Raw genomic sequence first — 20,760 nt, 5'->3', positions numbered from 1 at the left:
TGTCTTGCGCGATAAAAAACGGCATCCAAGGATGCCGTTTTTAATAGGTGATATTGATGTTAGAACTTCACTTCACCTTCAACAAACCATTCGCGTCCACGTGCATTGTAAACCGAGCGGTCATAATGTGGCCAAGAGGTGGCCGTTGGATCGAAGTTAGGACCGGCATCAAATAGATTAACAACACCGGCTTTCACCTTAATCGCATCGCTAATGTTGTAACCTGCAGTCAGGTTCCACTTCGTTTGTGACGCCACTTCATATGCGCTTTCTTCAAACGCTTCGCCGTCATCGATAGCTGATTGCTTAAACGATTTGTAGTACATACCGTGCATACGCGCCGTGTGATAAGCACCCAGTGTCGCTTCGAAATCATCAACAAACCAACCTAAAACAAGGTTAGCGCGGTACTGGGGGAGGCCGCCATTTTCGATATCGTCTTCGATAGGATCGGTTGGTGAGATCTGACCTTCCGACAGCAGAATATAGCTACCGTTAAAGTTAAGTTTTAGTTCACCAAATTGCTCAAGATCCCAGCCATAGCCCGCAGTAACATCAATACCACGTACTTTTTGGAAGGCGAGGTTTTGGGCAACGGCGTTGATATGGGTGATTTTGCCGCTTTCATCACGGGTGATCATATCTGCATATTGCTCATATTCACGCGCCGCCTTGCTTGGGCTGATATCGCTGACCATGTCATCGAGTTTCCACTCCCATAGGTCGAAAGAAGCATTAAGCGTATCGCCGCCCCATACCGCGCCAATGTTAGCGGTATAACCGGTTTCAGCTTCGAGATCTTTATTAGAGCCTGTGGTCATATCGATGTGCAGTTCTTTACACACTTCATTCAGTGCTGGGTCATTGTCATACGCTTGGCCAGGGGTGCCGCCCATCGCTTGACACTGCTTGAAGTCGATAACCGATGAGAAAGCCTCGGTAGGATCGCCATAAACACGGTGCATATCGGGGGCGCGGAACACACTAGAGACCGAACCACGCACTAAGAGTTCGCGTAGTGGGCGATATTCAACGGCGATCTGTGGTGACAAGTTACTGCCAAAATCATCGTAATCATCGTAACGCAGCGCCGCGTTGATGGTGACCACATCAGATACAGGTAAGCTAAGCTCGGCGTAGGTTGCCCAGTATGAGCGCTCGCCCGCACCTGATGAGCCACCTTTGTTTAACACATTGCCTTTTTTCGACTCAGAGTCGGCATCGCTTTGATAATCTTGCTCTGAGTACTCAGCACCAAAGGCAAACATAGCGTCACCAGCAGGCATTTCAAACGCCATGCCTGAGATATTGGCTTGAATGTTTTTCTGGGTCGACTGGGCTGTTTCAAATGGCGTATAAGATGCGTTAGCCACATCGCTACCACTCATTTTTTTAAATAATGAATTACCGTTATCTCCAGCAGTCAGATAGTTATACATGCCAAGCTCAGTCGCTAAACCTTGGCCAAGCACGTCGACATTAGTGCGGCCGTAGTTTATCGATGCATCCCAGTTATATTCGTCGGCTAACATGCCCTCAAGACCAGTAGTAAAGAAGTAGTTACGTGTCTTGGTTTCACCGCCGCGGCTACCAAATTCAGTCAGGCGGCGGGCGTAAAAGTATTCGCCGTTTTCTGCATTGGCAAAGTCGCCGCCAAGGGCTAATGTTTTGTCGGCAAATGTTTTACTTTGGCCAGCGCCTGTGACAGTGAGGCTATTACCATCGACTGTGATGCCATATTCATCACCAATGGCCATAGGTTCGATATTGGTTACCGATTTGGCTTCAGCAAAATCGAGACGGCCAACAAAAGAGATATCATCGGCTATCTCATAGTTAAAATTAGTCGAGCTGATAAAGCGCGTGCTTTCTGGTTGTAGATCGCGCCATTGTGAACGGTCAAAGCCACATAGGCTTCCAGCCATAGTAAAGCCGGCGTCAGTGCACTCTTGTGCCGTTAGTACCCTTTGTCCTGTTGGAACCGTCTTATCGTCACGAGCGATAGCGGCAATGCGTGCGCCGTACGAACTGTATGCCGAATAGGGACTGTAAGGGACCTTATCCGTGTGCAGGCCAAAATTATCACGGTCGGTTGCTTTAAGCTGCTGGTTATCGGTAAATTCAATAAAGCTTGATACGTTACCGCGATCAGAAGAGGCTCCTAACGACAAGGCAATACGGTCACTGCCGCCACCACCGTTACTGGTATCGCCGTGGCGATACTTGATGGCAACGCCTTCAAAGTCTTTCTTCAAGATGATGTTAATGACGCCACCGACGGCATCGGCACCGTAAATAGCCGAACCACCCGATTGTAAAATTTCGATACGTTGTACCGCTTCCATCGGCAGGTTAGCCGTGTCAACGAAGTTATCAGTACCGCCTGCAGGTTTCGGGTATTGGTTCAGGCGTTTACCATTGATAAGCGTTAAGGTCCGGTTTGCGCCAGCACCACGTAAACTGATTGATGACGCTGCAGGGGTAAAACCATGCACAGATTGTGTGGTCATCGCACCAGTTGTTGATGTTAGGCTTTCTAACGCATCTTGAATATTAGTGAAACCCTGTTTGGCCATTTCGTCGGCACTCATTACCGTAACCGGTGTGGCGGTTTCCATATCGGTACGCTTAATGCGTGAACCTGTTACTTCGATTCGTTCAACGCTACTATCTTCATTGGCCGCATAGGCTACAGATGTTCCAAGTGCGGCGGCAGTGGCACCACTTATTAATGCAAAACGCACAGCTTTAGCCAATATAGAATTAGGCTGCATTTTGATTCTCCCTGAGAATATTGTTATTGATTTGATTTTTTGTTAAGTAAAAGGTTTTTAATAGTTTTCTTATATAAATCGCTTCTACTTATGGGGATATAATCATAGCCAAATAACAACTGCAACATACGGGTTACAGCAATCGAAGAGAGTGTTGTTAACGTATTGAGCTCAGTTCATTAACTATTGGTTTTTTTAATATAAACATTTCAGCTTTTATTGTCTGATTAATGTCATATAATAATATTTTTTGTGAGCTTTGCTGATATAGATTACTTTGCTACTGCTCTGACGGGCATCTTTACCATGCTGTTTTATATAGATTTTGGTTGTGATTTTGTTGCAGTTGTTGCGGTAAAAAAGTTGTTTTACATATAATTTTTTTTGAATTAAATGCTTTCATAGCTAACACCTTAATATTAACTGTTCTTTAGATGAGTTCTGCGGGTAACAATTTAATGACATTGTGTTACTAAGTCATGGTTTTCAATATATTGATGCAAGATTTATTATATTGAATTATGGGTAAGGCTCATCTCTAGTAAGCCATTTTAACACTTTTTATATTATGGTTAGACCGTTTAATTGTCGTAGCAGACGGTCATTACTTAACCGCCTGCATGCTGTAAAAACGTACATAGCGATAAATAACATAGCTGACGACGATGCTAGCAATCATTAATTCAACAATGGCTGTTGTTTTTATGCCCATGGCTAATTCAGTTTGACCAAATTCATTAATAATCCAGTGATACACTTTAAATAATGCGGTAGCACCAATCACAAGTGGAAAGGTAAATGCCGCATAACCTGGTGAAAATGGCAGGGTGAGGAGTTTCACCAGCGCCATGTACACTAGGCTGGTCATTAATAATGCGATACCTAGTAATAATGCCACTAATATGGTTGACGGATGCTCAGTGATGCTAAGGTAACCCGCCAAAGACAAGCTGGCAGGGGCTGCCATGATCGCCATCGTTGGCTTAGCCGCATCGTCAATTTCACCACAAAAAATCAGTCGGTATAACATCACGGGCAATAAAAATAAGTAACAACCAATCCCAAATTTAAGCAGTGCTTGGGCAAGCCATTGGTAGTCAGTGCCACTGTAGCTTACTGCCGCCACAATGATGCCAATAGGGGGGACAAACCAGCTCGGCACCATGTGATTGAGCTGAAATTCACGTGCGCGATGATAGAGAAACACGCATAAAAAGACTAAGTGTAATACGATAGCCGTTAGCCACAGTCCTTGACCAAGTTGAAGCTTAAACTGGCTAACACTGTTAGATACCACCATCAAAGCCATGGCGAAAGTGGGTAACACACTGCCGATAACGGGGTGTGCTAATTCCTCTTTCAATATTTGAGGGTGAAGCAAAAATTTAGCCACAAGCGCCAGTAAGAGCACGCTGGCTATCGCCGCGCCCACGGTTTGTCCTGTGCCATTAAGCTGAGGTAACAAGGTATCCCAAGCCCAACCTAGGCTGGCGATAGCGAGGGCTAAGCCACCCAAAGGGCTGGGTAAGCGGGATGCACCGTGATACACAGAATGAATTTTTTGTCTCATCTTATCCCCCTTACTTGTTGAGTAAATAGCTTGAGCAAATTGCTTGAGCATTTAGTTATCTGACTACTCTTCATGCGCTAACTATCATGGTATTCACGAGCAAAAAATAGTGTCCGTTTTGTCAGTAACATCATTGTAGGAAGATGAGTGGCATAAGAATAGTTGATTTATTTTAATTGTTGATTAAGTAATGCTTAACCTTATGAGCATACCTAATAAAAAACCAGTCCGAATGGACTGGTTTAATCAAAAGCAATTAAATAAGTAACTTGTTAATCAATGTTTTACACACATTAAACAGATCACTGCACGTTTTCAGCGTCACCAAATTGACCTTGGAACAAGACTGAAGATAAGTATCGCTCGGCTGCTGAAGGTAAAATCACCACGATGTTTTTGCCTTCAAATTCAGGCAGCGCCGCAATGCGATTAGCGGCAACTACGGCGGCACCCGATGAAATTCCCACTAAGATGCCTTCTTCTTTCATGAGTCGCTGCGCCATTTCAATCGCATCTTCATTGCTGACAGCTTCTACGCGGTCAACCACTTCTAAATCTAGGTTACCGGGAATGAAGCCCGCGCCAATACCCTGAATTTTGTGTGGCCCAGGTTGAATGGTTTGGCCTGCTAAGGTTTGGGCAATAACGGGTGAGTCGACTGGCTCAACCGCCACTGACGTGATCGCTTTACCTTGTACATTTTTGATGTAACGGCTGATACCTGTGATGGTCCCACCGGTGCCAACACCGGCCACGACAACATCGACTTCACCGTCGGTGTCGTTCCAGATCTCAGGTCCAGTGGTTTTCTCATGGATCTCTGGGTTAGCTGGGTTATCGAACTGGCCTAAAATAAGGTATTTTTCAGGTGCTGATTGACGAATTTCTTCGGCTTTGTCGATAGCGCCTTTCATTCCTTTAGCGCCTTCGGTTAATACCAGGTTGGCACCCAAGGCTTTTAATAATTTACGACGCTCAAGACTCATAGTATTGGGCATGGTCAATGTTAATTTGTAGCCGCGAGCAGCTGCAACGTAGGCTAATGCAATCCCAGTGTTACCTGAGGTGGGTTCTACCAGCTCGATATCCGAAGTCAGTAAGCCTTTTTTTTCTGCATCCCAAATCATGTTTGCGCCGATGCGACATTTAACACTGAAACTAGGGTTACGTGCTTCTATTTTTGCGAGGACATAGCCCTTGCTGACACGATTGAGACGAACAAGAGGGGTATGGCCAATAGTATGTGAATTATCTTCGAAAATGTGACTCATGGGTTGCTTGCTCCTTTATTTATACCGTTAAATCATAGTGTTCTTTTGCCAGTTTAGAAATGATAGTTTCGTCTTCTTTATTCTTTTTAGTTATTAATAGAGTCATATTTATCATTAATTACCCCAGTGTAACGCAGCCCATTAGTCGCTAGCAATATCAGAGGTGGAATGATGACGCCTCATGGCTCGTTTTCATTGGGTAATGGAAGGAAAGCCATTAATCATTGATCTTAGCTATTTTTTGTTCACTATAGATAACTTAATTTATCCCATGGAGCGGATGTGTGAACCCTGATAGAGCCCTTAAAAATCGAGACAAAGATCCAAAAACCATTGTCACGCCGCTGGCATTTACTATTGCCCCTAGTGTGCTGTATACGCCTTTGGCATCTCCATTAAAACGGGGATTGGCAATGATTATTGATGGACTATTAATCACAGTATTAGCCGAACAGGCCGGGGCAGTATTTATCTTGCTGGTGGGATTAACCTTATTGATCGAGCGCAAAAGCCATCAGCTAGGGCGCGCCCTGAAATGGCTGTTATATGCCGCCATGCTGCTGATGACCATTTGGGTGACCAGTGATAACCTGATTGAATTTAAACAAGATGCAAATAGCGATGTCCAGCAGCAAGATAGCACAGATGTGAGTACTGACAAGGTTGGGCTGGCATCACTTAAATTATTGCCCGACATCTTAAGCTTAACCCTGTGTGAAAGCCGACTTTGTGCCGATAAGCAGTTAGCTCAATTGAGTAGTAAGCTCGCCACGACAAGCCTTAGCGAGGCCGACAAGCAGCAGATGTTATTGGATATCCTCTCTGAGCTAGAGTTGCCGCCAGCGGACAAGGCTGATTTATCCCATATGGTCACAGAGATGTTTGCCTCGAATATTGAGATTGCCAGTGATAGCGCTACACCTGCCATTGTTAAAGGTGCTGCCGAGGCAACAACATCATCAATATCAGCCACACCAGAACCTAGCTTTACGCAGAGCAGTGGCGATAAAGGCGAGCCCATTATAGATGATACCGGCAGCATCGCTTTGCCTACTGACACCAACCGTAGCGAGTCCGATAGCACTGACCGCGCGCCTTACAGTCTGCTGGCGTGGGCTAAGGGGCTGCTTAACGATTTAGGTTTAGGTTTTGGCTGGGCCGCGTTTTATTTCACTGTGTTCACTGCCTGGTTCGATGGCCAAACCTTGGGCAAAAAGTTGCTCAATATTCGGGTGATCCAGCTCGATGGCACTGGCATTTCACTCTGGGATGCCTTTGGGCGATATGGCGGTTATGGCGCGGGATTTGCCACAGGGCTGTTAGGGTTTATACAAATTTTTTGGGATGCCAATCGCCAGGCGATCCAAGATAAAATATCGGCAACTGTGGTGATCGATCTATCTAAAAAAAGGCTAAATCCCCCCGAGACTACCATGGTTAGTGCTGTGGCTGAGTCTACTTAATCGCTAAATCAGCTTTAATCTATGGTATAGGGCTTAATGGCAAAGGGCGCCGCGTTGTAGCAGCGCCCTTTATGCGTCAGGTAAAAGGCGGGCGGTTACTCGGGGGCGATAAGGTTATTTTTATAGGCAGCCCGATATTTGTCGACCCACATAGAGGTCGCGCCGCAGATGGCCACTGGCATCACGATAAAGTTAACAATGGGGATCATTGAAAACAAGGTGACCGATGCCCCAAAGCTGAAACTGCTGCCCTTAGTTTGATTGAGGGCAAATTTCATATCCTCAAACGGCACCTTGTGGTTATCAAACGGATAATCACAATATTGAATCGCCATCATCCACGCACTAAACATAAACCACAGAATGGGGGCGGCGGTTTGGCCAATAAATGGCACCCAAAACAAAATTAAAAACACCAATGCCCGCGGTAAATAATATTTCAACTTAATCCATTCTCGGCCCATGATGCGGGGCAAGTCTTTGATGAGATCAACCGTGGTGCCGGTATTCAGGTCTTTACCCGTTAAGTACTGCTCGACTTTTTCGGCCAATAACCCATTAAAAGGGGCGGCGAGCCAGTTCATCACCGAACTAAACACAAAAGAGAGCACCACCAGTAGGGTGAGTACCGCCAGTGGCCAGAGTAAGAAGTTAAGCCACGTTAAATAGTCGGGTAATTGGCTGGTGACCCAAGTAAACATCTGCTCCAGTTGCCCAATGGCAACATAGATCACCGCCGAAAATAATAGCAAGTTGATGGTCAGCGGGATAAAGACAAAACGTCTTAATCCAGGCTGCTTTATGAGCCGAAAACCATCGATAAAATAGTTGACGCCACTCTTGGGCGTTGAGCGGGTTTGTTGATTCATTGTGCTAAATACCACCGTTAACTGAATTAGCCACGATTGTGTGTCAGCAAAGCGCGAAAAACAAGAGCGAAATGAGCCGCTAAGCGATAAAAAACGTTACAAAATGCGCCGTGCTTTGCTAAAGTGGCAGCCAATATTCGCCGGAGTTTTTCAGGCTCCATCAATAAAGACGACCCGCTGGCTCAATGAGACTCAAACAGATAAAACTTGCTGGATTTAAGTCGTTTGTCGATGTTACTAAAATCCCTTTTAACCAACCGCTAAGTGCTATTATCGGCCCCAACGGCTGCGGTAAATCCAATGTCATTGACGCGGTGCGTTGGGTGTTAGGTGAGAGCTCGGCCAAACATCTGCGCGGCGACTCGATGGCCGATGTTATTTTTAATGGCTCCTCGGCCCGTAGGCCCGTTTCCGTCGCCAGCGTTGAGTTACTGTTTGACAATCAACAGGGGCGCTTAGCTGGGCAGTACGCCAGTTATCAAGAGGTCGCGGTTAAACGCCAAGTTAGCCGTGATGGTGATTCGGCGTATTTTCTCAACGGGCAAAAGTGTCGTCGTAAAGACATTACCGACCTGTTTATGGGCACCGGGCTTGGGCCGCGCAGCTACGCCATTATTGAGCAGGGGACTATCTCGCGGCTTATCGAATCTAAGCCGCAAGAGCTTAGAGTGTTTATTGAAGAGGCGGCGGGGATCTCGCGTTACAAAGAGCGCCGTCGTGAAACCGAAAATCGCATACGCCATACCCGTGAAAACCTAGAGCGCTTAGGTGATATTCGCCAAGAGCTAGGTCGTCAAATTGATAAATTGGCCGAGCAAGCCCAAGCGGCTAAACAATATCGTGCCCTAAAACAGACCGAGCGTACCCAAGATGCAGAGCTGAGCGTCTGTCGTTTTGTTGAGTTGCAAGCCCAGTTTGATAAGCTCAGCAGTGACATTGTTAGTCAAGAGCTGAAAAAAAGTGAGCTCGACGCCGCGAAAGAGGCCCTGCAAAGTGAGCATACTCAGCTTAAGGTGCAACTCGATGAACTCGATCAACAAGAGCATCGTCAGGTAGAAGATTTTTATCTAACCGGCACCCATATCGCCAAACTCGAACAATCTCTAAAACATCGTCAGCAGCAAGATGCCCACTTGCATCAACGGGTTGAAGATACCCAAGCTAAGCTGATGCAAACTCAGGGTCAGTTGAGTGAGTTAGATGATCGCCGCGAGCAACTAAGCCAACATCACCAAGCAGCAATCGATGCATACCAACAGTTGTCGATGCAACTTGAGGTGTTTGATGAGCAGCTCGTCGAAGCCGAACAAGCATTTGAGCAAGATAGCGAGGCACAAGTGCTCGCCACACAAGCGCAAAATCAGCACCAGTTAGCCTATAAAGTGGCGCAAACGGAACTGAGCCACAGTCAAAGTAACTTGGCACAAAAGAGAACTCAAAAAGCGGCTTTAGTCACTCAGCTTGCCAAACTCAATCAAGATAACGCCAAGATCCAGCTGCAGCAATTACAAGCTCAGCGCGATGATTTACAAGCGCAATCTAAACGGCTTAACCAGAGTAATCAGCAGTTAAATAGCCAATTAAATGAGCTAGAACAACAAGATAAACGTCTCACGCAGCAGATAGATGCGCTCTCAGAGTCCTTAGCCGAGGAGCGAGGTCGTTTCAATGTCGTCAATCGTTTACTGCCCAGTGAAGATACCCATGATGGCAGTGCCCTATGGCAAACCCTTAACGTGACTCCCGGATGGGAAGTGGCCATCGACTTGGCGCTCGAAGGGGTGCTGACCCAAAAAGTGGACGCCGCATCTGGTCATGGGTTTGTCACCACTGAATCCCATGACTGGGTGGGTGTTAGCGCCGCCGTTAACTTGACCCCTTGGTTGGCGCACTTGCGCTGGGCGAACGATTTAAGTAGCGCACAAGCCTTGCTGCCCAGTATCGAGCAACATGAACGTATCGTGACAGCCGATGGCTACCTAATCGGTCATGGGTTTATATTGCAAAAAAGCGAACAGGGCAGTGCTTTAATTCAGCTTAAAATGGAAAAAGAGGCATTAACGGCCAGTATTTCAAGCAGCGAAGCGACCTTAAACACCTTTCGCCAGCAGTCGCAGCTGTGTGCTAGCGAACTGCTAACCTGCCGCACTCGTTGCAAGGATGGCGCGGTTCAAATGCAGCAAATGCAATTGAGTCTTGAGCGATTACATAGCCAAATTGATGCTGCTGAGCAGCGCATAGCCCATGCCCGTGAGCAGCATAGTCAGCTTGAGATGCAGCTCAGTGAACTAGAACTGACTTTAGCGGCCGATGAGCAGCGCTGCCTAGGCTTAAGTGAGCGCTTAAGCTTCGATGAGTCCCGTGCTAGCGACCTGATTAAGCAAAGCGAACTGCGTGCTCGGGCGCAGCAAGAAAGTAGCGCCCAACTTAAACGATTAAAGCAGCAGCGCGCCGACTGCGCTCGCCAGTGCAGTCAGAGCCAAACCGCGCTGCAAACATTGCAAACTGATCTAGCGCTCAATCAACAACAAATACAACAGCTGCAACAACAGATCGGTGAACTGTCAGCTGCATCGGCCGCCCTAAGCCAGCAACTTGGTGGGAGCGACCAAGCAATAAGCGATCACAGCGTGCAGCAGATGCAGCAGCAACTGAACGCAGAGCTGGAAATACAACAAGCTAAGCAGCAAGCATTGACCGCATTACGTGCGCAGCAAGCGCAATTACAAACTCAGATCGATGAGATAGTAACTAAGCAAAAACAACTATTTGGTAATATCGAACACTTGACTCAGGCTATCAGCACGCTAAAGTTACGACGCGAAGGCATAAAGGGACAGGCCGATAGCCAACGGGCCTTGCTGACAGAACATGAGATTAATCTCGAGGCGGTTAAAGCCACACTCGATGCAGCAACCACTGTCGGACAGCGTCAAAAAGCCTTAGAGCAGGTTCGAGTCCGTATTACTCAGTTAGGCGCCATCAACTTGGCTGCAATTGAAGAGTATGAGCAACAAAGTGAGCGTAAACACTATTTAGACAGCCAAGATGCCGACTTAAATAAGGCGCTTAACAGTTTAGAAGAAGCGATCCGCAAGATTGATAAAGAAACCAAAACCCGCTTTAAAGAGACATTTGATAAGGTTAATCAAGATTTAGGGTTATTGTTTCCTAAGGTGTTTGGTGGTGGCAGTGCGCAGCTAGCATTGACCGATGACGATTTGCTTGAAACCGGAGTGACCATTATGGCGCGTCCACCAGGCAAAAAGAATAGTACAATTCACCTGCTTTCTGGTGGAGAAAAAGCGCTAACCGCTTTATCATTGGTATTTGCAATTTTTAGGCTCAATCCGGCGCCTTTTTGTATGTTGGATGAGGTCGATGCGCCACTCGATGACGCTAATGTCGACAGATTCTGTCGTTTAGTTAAAGAGATGTCTCAAAGCGTACAATTTGTTTATATTAGTCACAATAAGATCACCATGGAATTGGCGGATCAATTAATAGGTGTCACTATGCATGAACCAGGGGTATCACGCATAGTTGCCGTCGATATTGATGAAGCGGTGGCGTTAGCCGACGCAGGATAATTTTGGGAAAACAGGGTAATCAATGGAAAATTTGCAACTGGTATTGTCCGTGTTAGGAGCGATAGCCATTATCGCGGTACTTGTGCATGGTTTTTGGTCCATTAGACGGCAGCAGCCTAAGTCATTAAAGTCTGGAACCATGGCGGAAATGTACACAGATAAAAATCGTGATCGCGAAGGCTTTGACGCCGACGGTATTGGCGCCGTGCGTGTACGAAAACTGAGCCCTGAAGAAGTACCTGCGCGTGCTATGGGTGATGCTGCGGCGATAAACCCGGGTGTTCACAGTGTTGATGCGCCAACGGAGACCTCAAGTCGTGACAGTGAAGCTGACTTTACCTTGTCTGACGAGCCCCACGCCAAAGTGACTCGCCCTCGCCAAGAACCCGTCACGGCTGGACGCGATGCAGGCCATAAAGATGTAGGCCACAAAATTGAACCAAGTATCGGTAGCAACGAGCAACACAGTCCAGAGACAGTAGAACAAATGGAGTTAGGTTTAGGGCAAACACCGGCTCAAAGTTCATTTTTTGATGATGTTCAACCGCTCGATGAAACACCGCAAGTTGCCGAGCCTACAGAACCGCTAGCAGCGTCATCGGCGCAAGCTGAGATTAAGGATGAGCCACTGGGCGAACCACAAGATGTGCTGGTACTGCATGTTGTGGCCAACGAAGGCGAAACGTTACAGGGTGCCGAGTTACTGCCGAGCTTATTAACCCTCAACTTTAAATTTGGCGACATGGATATTTTCCATCGCCATGAGGATAACGCTGGAACAGGTAAGGTATTATTTTCGTTGGCTAATATGGTTAAGCCTGGTGTGTTTAACCCCGATGAAATGGAGCAGTTTACCACTCAAGGTATCGTGTTATTTATGACACTACCTTGTTATGGCGACCCACTGATGAACTTTTCAATTATGCTGAATTCGGCGCACCAATTGGCCGATGATTTAGGCGGCAAGGTACTCGACGGTGGCCGCAGCTTATGGAGTGAGCAAACTAAACAGTCATACCTACAACGCATCCGTGCCCAAGCGTAAATTGAAGCATATATATTGAAAATAGAGGCCGCAGATGCGGCCTCTATTGCTTAATCTGGACGAGAAACCATGCAAGCCATACAAGACGAAATTCAACAACTCACCGCCGAACTTAATCTTCACAATTACCGTTATTATGTCGACGACGCGCCGTCTATTCCCGATGCCGAATATGACCGCCTTATGCGCCGCTTACAGAGTTTAGAAGCGCAATACCCTGAGTTTGCCTTAATGGATTCACCGACCCAACGTGTAGGCGGTGCCGCGCTAGCAAAGTTTGACCAAGTGACACATTTAAAGCCGATGCTTAGCCTAGACAATGTGTTTAGTGATACCGAATTTAATGCTTTTTATAAACGTGTGAGCGATAAAACCATCACGGCGCCCGCATTTTGCTGTGAGCCCAAACTCGATGGTTTGGCGGTCAGTATTTTATATCGCAATGGGCTATATGAACGCGCCGCCACCCGCGGCGATGGCACCGTGGGCGAAGACATTACCGAAAATGTGCGCACCATTAAATCGATACCATTGCGCCTGCGTGGTGATGATTTTCCGCCATTGTTAGAGGTACGCGGCGAAGTATTTATGCCTAAAGCCGCGTTTGAAGCGGTCAATAATAAGGCGCGCCAAAAGGGTGAAAAGCTGTTTGTTAATCCGCGTAACGCTGCAGCTGGCAGCTTGCGTCAACTCGACAGTAAAATTACCGCCAGCCGCGCATTAGCCTTTTATGCCTATGCGCTCGGAGTCGTCGAACCTGAATCTTGGCCCTTGGCAGACAATCATTATGAGCAGTTAATGCAGCTTAAAGCTTGGGGGCTGCCCGTAAGCGCCGAAGTGAAAGTGTGCAAGGATATCCCTGCTATTTTTGCCTATTATCAAGATATTATGGCGCGCCGAGCCGACTTAGCTTATGAAATTGATGGGGTAGTGCTTAAGGTCAACGATATCGCGCAGCAAAAGCAGCTTGGCTTTGTGGCCAAAGCGCCGCGCTGGGCAACCGCCTATAAATTCCCCGCCCAAGAGGAGTTAACGGTACTCGAAGGGGTTGACTTTCAGGTCGGGCGCACTGGCGCAGTGACCCCGGTAGCGCGGTTAAAACCTGTGTTTGTGGGTGGGGTGACGGTGTCGAACGCCACCTTGCATAATGCCGACGAGATCGCACGTCTTGGGGTGAAAATTGGCGACAGTGTCATTATTCGCCGTGCTGGCGATGTGATCCCGCAAATTGTGGCTGTAGTAAGTGATAAGCGTCCCGATGATGCACAAGACATTGTTTTTCCTATGGCTTGCCCTGTGTGTGGCAGTGATGTGGAGCGTATCGAAGGTGAAGCTGTGGCCCGTTGCAGTGGCGGCCTGTTTTGTGAAGCGCAGCGTAAAGAGGCGATTAAGCACTTTGCCTCACGCAAGGCATTAAACATCGATGGCATGGGCGATAAAGTGGTCGAGCAGATGATCGATAAAGAGCTTATCGAAAGCCCTGCGGACCTATTTAAGCTGAGCGCATCATCATTGACCATGCTAGATCGCATGGGGCTTAAGTCAGCCACCAAGTTAGTCGCAGCCATTGAAGCGGCGAAACAAACTACCTTTGCCCGTTTTCTCTATTCATTAGGGATCCGCGAGGTAGGTGAGGCCACCGCAGCTAATTTGGCCCATTATTTTAAAACCCTCGATAAGTTGATTCAGGCTGATGCCGAGACCTTTATGAAGGTCGATGATGTCGGAGTGATTGTGGCGCAGCATCTGGTGCACTTTTTTGCCCAGCCCCATAACCTTGAAGTGGTCGAGCGACTGCTAGAGGCGGGCGTGACTTGGCCTGCAATCGAAGAGGTCGCCGCCGATGAACAACCACTAAAAGGGCAAACTTGGGTGTTAACTGGCACCTTAAATCTGCTTAATCGTAACGATGCCAAGGCGCAATTACAGGCTCTTGGCGCCAAAGTGGCAGGCAGTGTGTCGAAAAATACCGACTGCTTAGTAGCTGGAGAAGCCGCTGGTTCAAAGCTAATTAAGGCGCAGGAGTTAGGGGTGAAGGTGATCGGTGAAGATGAGTTATTAGCCTTACTCAATGGGTAGCCCAAACATCTAAGTCACTCGGCTGGCAGATAATATTATCGGGTATCTGTCAGCTTATTATTGTCTACCGCTTATGCGTTAGCGCTGTCACTGCCAGTATCACACTTCTTGCAATGCCGCTAAGGGTTGGCTCATTACGGAGATGCACGTTTGAATTTTGGTCACATCAACTGGATTGATGACAATGGGCACTTTAAACCGCCTATCATGCTTTACCTGATCTTGGCGTTTATCGCTCGAGGTTGGTGTGTGTTTATCGCCTCGCTGACCCAAGCCAGTGACAGGGCGGCCTTGGTGGCGTTGATCTATCCGCAAAAGTCTGATTTTCTGTTGGCATTAGCCGCCGGTGCCGGGGCATTAATACTGTATGCATTGGTGATAGCCGAGCGTAAACGCGCTCCTTGCTGGGCTCGTCCTTTATTCAATCAATTGAAGTGGTTGTTGGTGTTGCTATTGATGATTGATGGTGGCTTGTTACTACAACGCTTAATACATAATCACTTTTTGTACACATGGCACTTTGGTCTGGACGCGCTCTTTTTGTTTTGGAGTCTGTTGTATATCGCCAGTTCCAAACATCTGCGTTATTACCTTAATGACTGGCGAGCTGACGCTAACGTGGCCCATATCGATAGCGGGAAGTGAACTGACTTTGCTGGCTTGAGGATTTAAGGTATTTTATGGTTACCATTATTTTTAATAAAGATACTTTATGATTCATTCAGTTGCCGTTGTCGGTTGTGGTTGGTTTGGCTTACCCTTAGCCCAAGCGTTGGTGGAAAAAGGTCTGTCTGTGCGTGGCTCTAAACGGGATGCAGCTCAAGCATTAGCATTAAAAGAGCAAGGCATTGATGGGTTTGCATTAGATCTTGACGCGCAGCAGCCTGTTGATGGTGGGCAGTTAGCTAAACTTCACGCCGATGCGATAGTCATTAATATCCCCCCAGGGCTTCGCCGTGGCGACACTGGTTATCTTGCGCGACTTGAACGTCTACTGACGCTGATGGGCGACCATGCCTATCAGCGCATTATCTTTATTAGCACCACAGGCGTGTATCCTGCTAATGGCAAGGTGCAACATGAAGCTGACGCCAAAGCATATAACGATACCAGTGAGATCCTGCTGCAGGCTGAAGCCATGTTTACAGGGGCGGTTGTTGTTCGATTTGCCGGATTGATGGGGCCTAAACGTCATCCGGGGCGTTTTCTAGTCGGTAAAACGGGCTTAACTGGGGCAATGTTATCGGTCAACATGACTCACCTTGATGATTGTGTCGGCGGCGTGATGGCCTTACTTACCCATCAAGGCCCACTGGCGCCAGCTTATAATATCTGCTCCCCCGATCATCCTAATAAGGTTGCATTCTATCAGCGCGCGGCGGCAATGCTCGGTTTAGCTGAGCCAGAGTTTGCCTCATCGGGAGATAAGGCCGAGGATAAAGTGGTCGACGGCTCGCTCATTTGTCAGCAGCTGGGTTATCAATATTGCCATCAGGATCTATTTAATACGCTTAACTTTTGTTAGCCCTTCAATTTAACAATAACTTGGTGTACTCACCAAGTTATTGTTAGCCAACATTGCCCGTTTTGCCAAGGTCAGAGTTTACTGCTTCATTTTATCCATACAAGTGTAACCATTTCTCAAGTCACCCGGCGCGCTAGTAATTAACGAATTAGTCACATTTCTGTTCGACATTAGTCTAATGTTGCCGTTTCATATTTTGCTTGCGTTACGCTTACGTAAACCTGTATCTGATTGTTTTTAAATTGTTAATTTAGAGCCCGCTAAAAGGTTTACGCTGGCGTTAGACTAAGGTCGTGATTGTTGTTGCGCAGATGCTTGCTAGATTAAATTTTGATTTAATCATAATTAGCACAGGGGAGTCGTAATGGCTTTTGAAAATAACGAAAAGGCAGAAGGATACTGGCGTGAGAATTTACGCTTGGTACTTGGACTGCTGGCAATATGGGCTGCTGTTTCATTTGGCTGTGGCATTTTACTGGTCGATGTACTTAATGAAATCCATTTTATGGGCTTTAAGTTGGGCTTCTGGTTTGCTCAGCAAGGGGCTATCTATGTATTCGTTGCGCTTATTTTTGTCTACGTGGCGAAAGCCAACACGCTAGATAAAAAATACGGTGTTCATGAAGATTAAGGAGTAACGAATATGGATATACAAACATTAACTTATCTGATTGTTGGCGCAACCTTCGCGCTTTACATTGGTATTGCGATTTGGTCTCGTGCTGGTTCGACTAAAGAATTTTATGTCGCTGGCGGTGGTGTCCATCCTATTATGAACGGTATGGCAACAGCGGCTGATTGGATGTCTGCAGCGTCATTTATTTCGCTTGCTGGTATCGTCTCTTTTGTTGGTTATGACGGCTCTGTCTACCTGATGGGCTGGACCGGTGGCTACGTATTACTGGCGCTATGTATGGCACCTTATCTGCGTAAGTTTGGTAAGTTTACCGTACCTGACTTTATTGGCGACCGTTATTATTCTCAGACAGCGCGCACGGTGGCGGTGATCTGTGCCATCTTTATCTGTTTTACTTATATTGCAGGACAAATGCGTGGTGTAGGAGTAGTGTTCTCACGTTTCCTCGAGGTTGAGATTGAAACTGGAGTGTATATCGGTATGGGCGTGGTGTTTTTCTATGCCGTGCTCGGTGGCATGAAGGGGATCACTTATACACAGGTTGCACAATATTGCGTATTGATTTTCGCTTTTATGGTGCCTGCTATCTTTATCTCTATCATGATGACGGGACATATTTTGCCGCAAATTGGCTTTGGGGCCGAACTGATTGATGCCGCGGGCAATGGGACTGGGGTCTTTTTGCTTGAGAAACTCGATGGCCTCTCGGCGGAACTGGGTTTCTCCCAGTATACAGAGGGCTCTAAGAGCATGATTGATGTGTTCTTTATCACTGGAGCCTTGATGTTTGGGACGGCAGGTTTACCACACGTGATTGTTCGCTTCTTCACGGTACCAAAGGTGAAAGATGCTCGAGTGTCGGCTGGTTGGGCATTGGTGTTCATCGCCATTATGTATACCACGGTGCCTGCTTTGTCAGCGTTCTCTCGTGTAAATATGATTGAGACCATTAATGGTCCAGATGCTAGCGGTGTTGCTTATGAAACTGCGCCTGACTGGATTAAAAATTGGGAAAAAACCGGTTTGATTAGTTGGGATGATAAAAATGCCGATGGAAAGCTTTATTATGCCAATGGTGAGGCCAATGAAATGACGATTGACCGCGATATCATGGTACTCGCAACGCCTGAAATTGCTAATTTGCCTGCTTGGGTTATTGCATTGGTGGCTGCGGGAGGCATGGCTGCAGCGCTGTCGACAACAGCTGGTTTGCTATTGGTGATTTCAACGTCGGTTTCACATGATCTACTGAAGAAAAACTTGATGCCTGATATCTCTGATAAAAAAGAACTTATGTATGCCCGTGTAGCGGCTGGTTTAGGCATCGTTATGGCTGGCTACTTTGGTATTAATCCACCCGGTTTCGTGGCTGCGGTGGTCGCGATAGCCTTTGGTTTAGCAGCATCATCCTTGTTCCCTGCGATCATCATGGGGATCTTCTCTCGCACCATGAACAAAGAAGGTGCGGTCGCAGGTATGGTAACCGGTTTGCTGTTTAGTGCTGCGTATATTATTAACTTTAAGTTTATCAATCCTGCAGATAATAATCCTGAGCATTGGTTATTGGGTATTTCGCCAGAAGGGATTGGTATGCTTGGTATGATAGTAAACTTTACCGTGGCCTTTATTGTCAGCAGAGTGACGACAGCCGTACCCCAAGATGTGGTGGATATGGTTGAGTCGATTCGCTTCCCTAAAGGGTCTGGCGAGGCGCATGATCATTAATCAATCATGATCTTAAGTTAAGAAGGAGCGCTGAGCGCTCCTTTTTTATGACTCTGGTTGCGTAGCATGATGTGTGGAGGCATTAATCGATTAGCTACGGTGTCATTGGGAATAAACATGGATAAATGTATCGATTTGGCTGGCCATAAGTCGTATAGCAAGATGTGATGACTCAAGGTTATAGTGATATTTAGCGGTGGTTTTATGTTGAGCGAGTCAAGCACATACTGTATTTATATCCATCCAGTCATGATAATAAGCCGGTGTGCCTTACATCTATCATTCGCTCACTGCTTCATTTTATTATGATAACGAGTTAGAGGATCAATCGATCCTCACATTACTTGATGAGGTCGATTATGGATGCCAGTGAGTTACAACCCATCACCGATTTTTTGCGCCAGCTTCCGCCATTTGACACTTTGTCTGCCAGCACTTTAGCGCGCTGTTGCCGTACGTTGACCATAGGCTACTACAGTAAAGCCTCAACCTATGTGCCGTTAGATGAAAGCCATCCGCAGTTGTATATCGTCCGCAGTGGCGCATTTGAGGTGCACGGTGATGACGGTGACTTAATTGATAGGTTAGGTGATGGCGACTTTTTTGGTTTTCCCTCTTTACTGTCTGGCGAGAAAATAAGCAATAAAATTCAAATTCTTGAAGATGGTCTAGTCTATCATCTCGACCCCGATACTTTTAATCAACTACGCAGTGAAAGCCGTGAATTTGATCGCTTTTTTAATCGCGCCTTTGCTAAACGTTTACGTCACCAAAGCCGTTTCAAGGCTAAAGAATTAGGCTCCACCAGTCGGGTGAGTAGTTTGATGTCTAAACAGCCACTGACACTCGATATCAACGCCAGCGTGACCCAAGCGGCCTGCTTAATGCGCGATTCGCGGGTGTCGTCCTTGTTAGTTATCGACAATCATAAACTGGCCGGTATTTTAACCGACAGAGATTTACGTAATCGGGTTTTAGCGCTGGGGCATGATGGCCAATTGCCTGTGCATCAAGCCATGACCAGCCATCCCATAACCTTATCCTCAAGTGCCTTAGTGTTTGAGGCGATGTTACTGATGAGTCAGCATAATATTCATCATTTACCGATAGTGGATAACGAGTTACCCGTGGGCGTGGTCAGTAGCACAGATATTTTACGCGGACAAAGCTCGCAGCCTTTATTGTTGATTGGTGAAATTGAGCGACAAAACAGTTTGGATAGTCTCATCGCTGTCAGTAAACAGATCCCGCTGTTGTTGCAAAACCTCATCAGCGCTGATGCCAGAGCCGAAGAGATTGGTCGCGTACTCACGTCGGTAACCGATGCCCTTACTCGGCGACTGATCTTACTTAATCAGCAGATCTTGGGCCAAGCGCCTATGCCTTTTTGCTGGTTGGCCTTTGGCTCTCAGGGGCGGCAAGATCAGGTGGCGTGTTCAGATCAAGATAACGGTTTATTGTTAGCCCATGATATGGATGAACAGGCCAAGGGGTATTTTGATGCACTCACCAAAGCGGTATGTGCCGGCCTAGATAGCTGTGGTTATATCTATTGCCCTGGTGACATCATGGCGCAAAACCCTCAATGGCAAATGAGTTTAAAGCAGTGGCAAAATAAGTTTCATCATTGGGTCGATAGCCCAGAGCCTAAGGCGTTAATGCATGCCAGCATCTTTTTTGATATGCGCTGTGTTTATGGGCCACAGAGTTTATTTGACAGTCTGCAATCGCAGGTGCTGGCATCGACTAAAGACAATGACATTTTTTTAGCTGGGATGGCGGGTAACTCGCTACAAGTCTCTCCGCCGCTGGGTTTTTTTAAAAAATTTGTCTTAGAGCGTGATGGTCAAGAGGTTAAAGGAATCGATTTAAAGCATAAAGGCAGCGTCTTAATTAACGATATTGCCCGTGTTTATGCGCTCTCAGCGGGGATTAAAGAGGTTAATACTGCCAAGCGCATCCGCTTATTGATGGAGCAAAACATTATTAATCGTAAAGATGCGCTTAACCTTGCCGATGCTCATGAGTTTATCGCACATATTCGCTTATCAAACCAGGGTTATCAATTTACCCATAATCAGCAGCTTAGCAACTATTTGATGCCCCAAAACTTGTCATCACTGGTGCGCCATCAACTGCGTGATGCCTTTAAAGTGGTGCATGATGCGCAGGCAGGTTTGAAGCTTAAGTTTATGCGGAGTTTTTAAGGTGC

Annotated in this window: 13 protein-coding genes; 9 read left to right on the top strand and 4 right to left on the bottom strand. The window is 46.8% G+C overall.

The window, feature by feature from the left end:
- Nucleotides 1–59 precede the first annotated feature (59 nt).
- From AC5YBX_RS10695 to cysK, 3 genes are all read right to left on the bottom strand, one after another.
- A complete protein-coding gene (locus AC5YBX_RS10695) occupies nt 60–2,774 on the bottom strand; it encodes a TonB-dependent receptor plug domain-containing protein (protein ID WP_494523645.1) in 2,715 nt (904 codons plus the stop codon).
- Between the two features lie 604 nt (nt 2,775–3,378).
- Complete coding sequence (locus tag AC5YBX_RS10690) at nt 3,379–4,344, bottom strand: TDT family transporter (RefSeq protein ID WP_494521498.1); 966 nt, start codon at nt 4,342–4,344, stop codon at nt 3,379–3,381.
- 302 nt (nt 4,345–4,646) lie between these two features.
- Nucleotides 4,647–5,615, bottom strand: a complete 969-nt coding sequence (gene cysK / locus AC5YBX_RS10685; protein WP_494521499.1) for a cysteine synthase A — start codon at nt 5,613–5,615, stop codon at nt 4,647–4,649.
- Between the two features lie 284 nt (nt 5,616–5,899).
- Between cysK and AC5YBX_RS10680 the strand changes: the two genes are divergently transcribed.
- Nucleotides 5,900–7,078, top strand: coding sequence for an RDD family protein (locus AC5YBX_RS10680; protein WP_494523644.1), 1,179 nt, complete (start codon nt 5,900–5,902; stop codon nt 7,076–7,078).
- Between the two features lie 95 nt (nt 7,079–7,173).
- Here the strand turns inward: AC5YBX_RS10680 and cysZ are convergent, their stop codons facing one another.
- Nucleotides 7,174–7,947, bottom strand: a complete 774-nt coding sequence (gene cysZ, locus AC5YBX_RS10675; RefSeq protein ID WP_494521501.1) for a sulfate transporter CysZ — start codon at nt 7,945–7,947, stop codon at nt 7,174–7,176.
- 185 nt (nt 7,948–8,132) lie between these two features.
- Here cysZ and AC5YBX_RS10670 point away from each other — a divergent pair, with 185 nt between their 5' ends.
- The 8 genes from AC5YBX_RS10670 (at nt 8,133) to AC5YBX_RS10635 (ending at nt 20,755) form a co-directional block, all read left to right on the top strand.
- Complete coding sequence (locus tag AC5YBX_RS10670) at nt 8,133–11,537, top strand: chromosome segregation protein SMC (protein WP_494523643.1); 3,405 nt, start codon at nt 8,133–8,135, stop codon at nt 11,535–11,537.
- A gap of 22 nt (nt 11,538–11,559) precedes the next feature.
- Nucleotides 11,560–12,582, top strand: a complete 1,023-nt coding sequence (gene zipA, locus AC5YBX_RS10665; RefSeq protein WP_494521503.1) for a cell division protein ZipA — start codon at nt 11,560–11,562, stop codon at nt 12,580–12,582.
- Between the two features lie 69 nt (nt 12,583–12,651).
- Nucleotides 12,652–14,661: an NAD-dependent DNA ligase LigA gene (gene ligA / locus AC5YBX_RS10660; RefSeq protein WP_475514208.1), complete on the top strand. Its 2,010-nt coding sequence runs from the start codon at nt 12,652–12,654 to the stop codon at nt 14,659–14,661.
- A gap of 150 nt (nt 14,662–14,811) precedes the next feature.
- Nucleotides 14,812–15,306 (top strand): DUF2919 domain-containing protein, encoded by a 495-nt coding sequence (locus tag AC5YBX_RS10655; protein WP_475514207.1) that lies wholly within the window; start codon nt 14,812–14,814, stop codon nt 15,304–15,306.
- A 67-nt stretch (nt 15,307–15,373) separates the two neighbouring features.
- Nucleotides 15,374–16,186, top strand: a complete 813-nt coding sequence (locus AC5YBX_RS10650) for a Rossmann-fold NAD(P)-binding domain-containing protein (RefSeq protein WP_475514206.1) — start codon at nt 15,374–15,376, stop codon at nt 16,184–16,186.
- A gap of 364 nt (nt 16,187–16,550) precedes the next feature.
- Complete coding sequence (locus tag AC5YBX_RS10645; RefSeq protein WP_110456929.1) at nt 16,551–16,817, top strand: DUF4212 domain-containing protein; 267 nt, start codon at nt 16,551–16,553, stop codon at nt 16,815–16,817.
- 12 nt (nt 16,818–16,829) lie between these two features.
- Nucleotides 16,830–18,548 carry a sodium:solute symporter family protein gene (locus tag AC5YBX_RS10640; RefSeq protein ID WP_494521546.1) on the top strand — a complete coding sequence of 573 codons (1,719 nt, stop codon included), beginning with the start codon at nt 16,830–16,832 and terminating at the stop codon, nt 18,546–18,548.
- Nucleotides 18,549–18,907: 359 nt separating this feature from the next.
- Nucleotides 18,908–20,755 (top strand): DUF294 nucleotidyltransferase-like domain-containing protein, encoded by a 1,848-nt coding sequence (locus AC5YBX_RS10635; protein WP_494521547.1) that lies wholly within the window; start codon nt 18,908–18,910, stop codon nt 20,753–20,755.
- Nucleotides 20,756–20,760 lie beyond the last annotated feature (5 nt).

This window comes from Shewanella sp. 492 (genome assembly GCF_059338445.1).
The sequence above is the reverse complement of the archived record's forward strand: the minus strand, read 5'-3'. Positions and strand labels throughout refer to the sequence as shown.

Bases quoted from the DNA above. Each gene is read 5' to 3' on its own strand.
- AC5YBX_RS10645 (WP_110456929.1), top strand. From the start codon at position 16,551: ATGGCTTTTGAAAATAACGAAAAGGCAGAAGGATACTGGCGTGAGAAT.
- AC5YBX_RS10635 (WP_494521547.1), top strand. From the start codon at position 18,908: ATGGATGCCAGTGAGTTACAACCCATCACCGATTTTTTGCGCCAGCTT.
- AC5YBX_RS10640 (WP_494521546.1), top strand. From the start codon at position 16,830: ATGGATATACAAACATTAACTTATCTGATTGTTGGCGCAACCTTCGCG.
- AC5YBX_RS10670 (WP_494523643.1), top strand. From the start codon at position 8,133: ATGAGACTCAAACAGATAAAACTTGCTGGATTTAAGTCGTTTGTCGAT.
- cysZ (WP_494521501.1), bottom strand. From the start codon at position 7,947: ATGAATCAACAAACCCGCTCAACGCCCAAGAGTGGCGTCAACTATTTT.
- AC5YBX_RS10695 (WP_494523645.1), bottom strand. From the start codon at position 2,774: ATGCAGCCTAATTCTATATTGGCTAAAGCTGTGCGTTTTGCATTAATA.
- AC5YBX_RS10690 (WP_494521498.1), bottom strand. From the start codon at position 4,344: ATGAGACAAAAAATTCATTCTGTGTATCACGGTGCATCCCGCTTACCC.
- cysK (WP_494521499.1), bottom strand. From the start codon at position 5,615: ATGAGTCACATTTTCGAAGATAATTCACATACTATTGGCCATACCCCT.
- ligA (WP_475514208.1), top strand. From the start codon at position 12,652: ATGCAAGCCATACAAGACGAAATTCAACAACTCACCGCCGAACTTAAT.
- AC5YBX_RS10650 (WP_475514206.1), top strand. From the start codon at position 15,374: ATGATTCATTCAGTTGCCGTTGTCGGTTGTGGTTGGTTTGGCTTACCC.
- zipA (WP_494521503.1), top strand. From the start codon at position 11,560: ATGGAAAATTTGCAACTGGTATTGTCCGTGTTAGGAGCGATAGCCATT.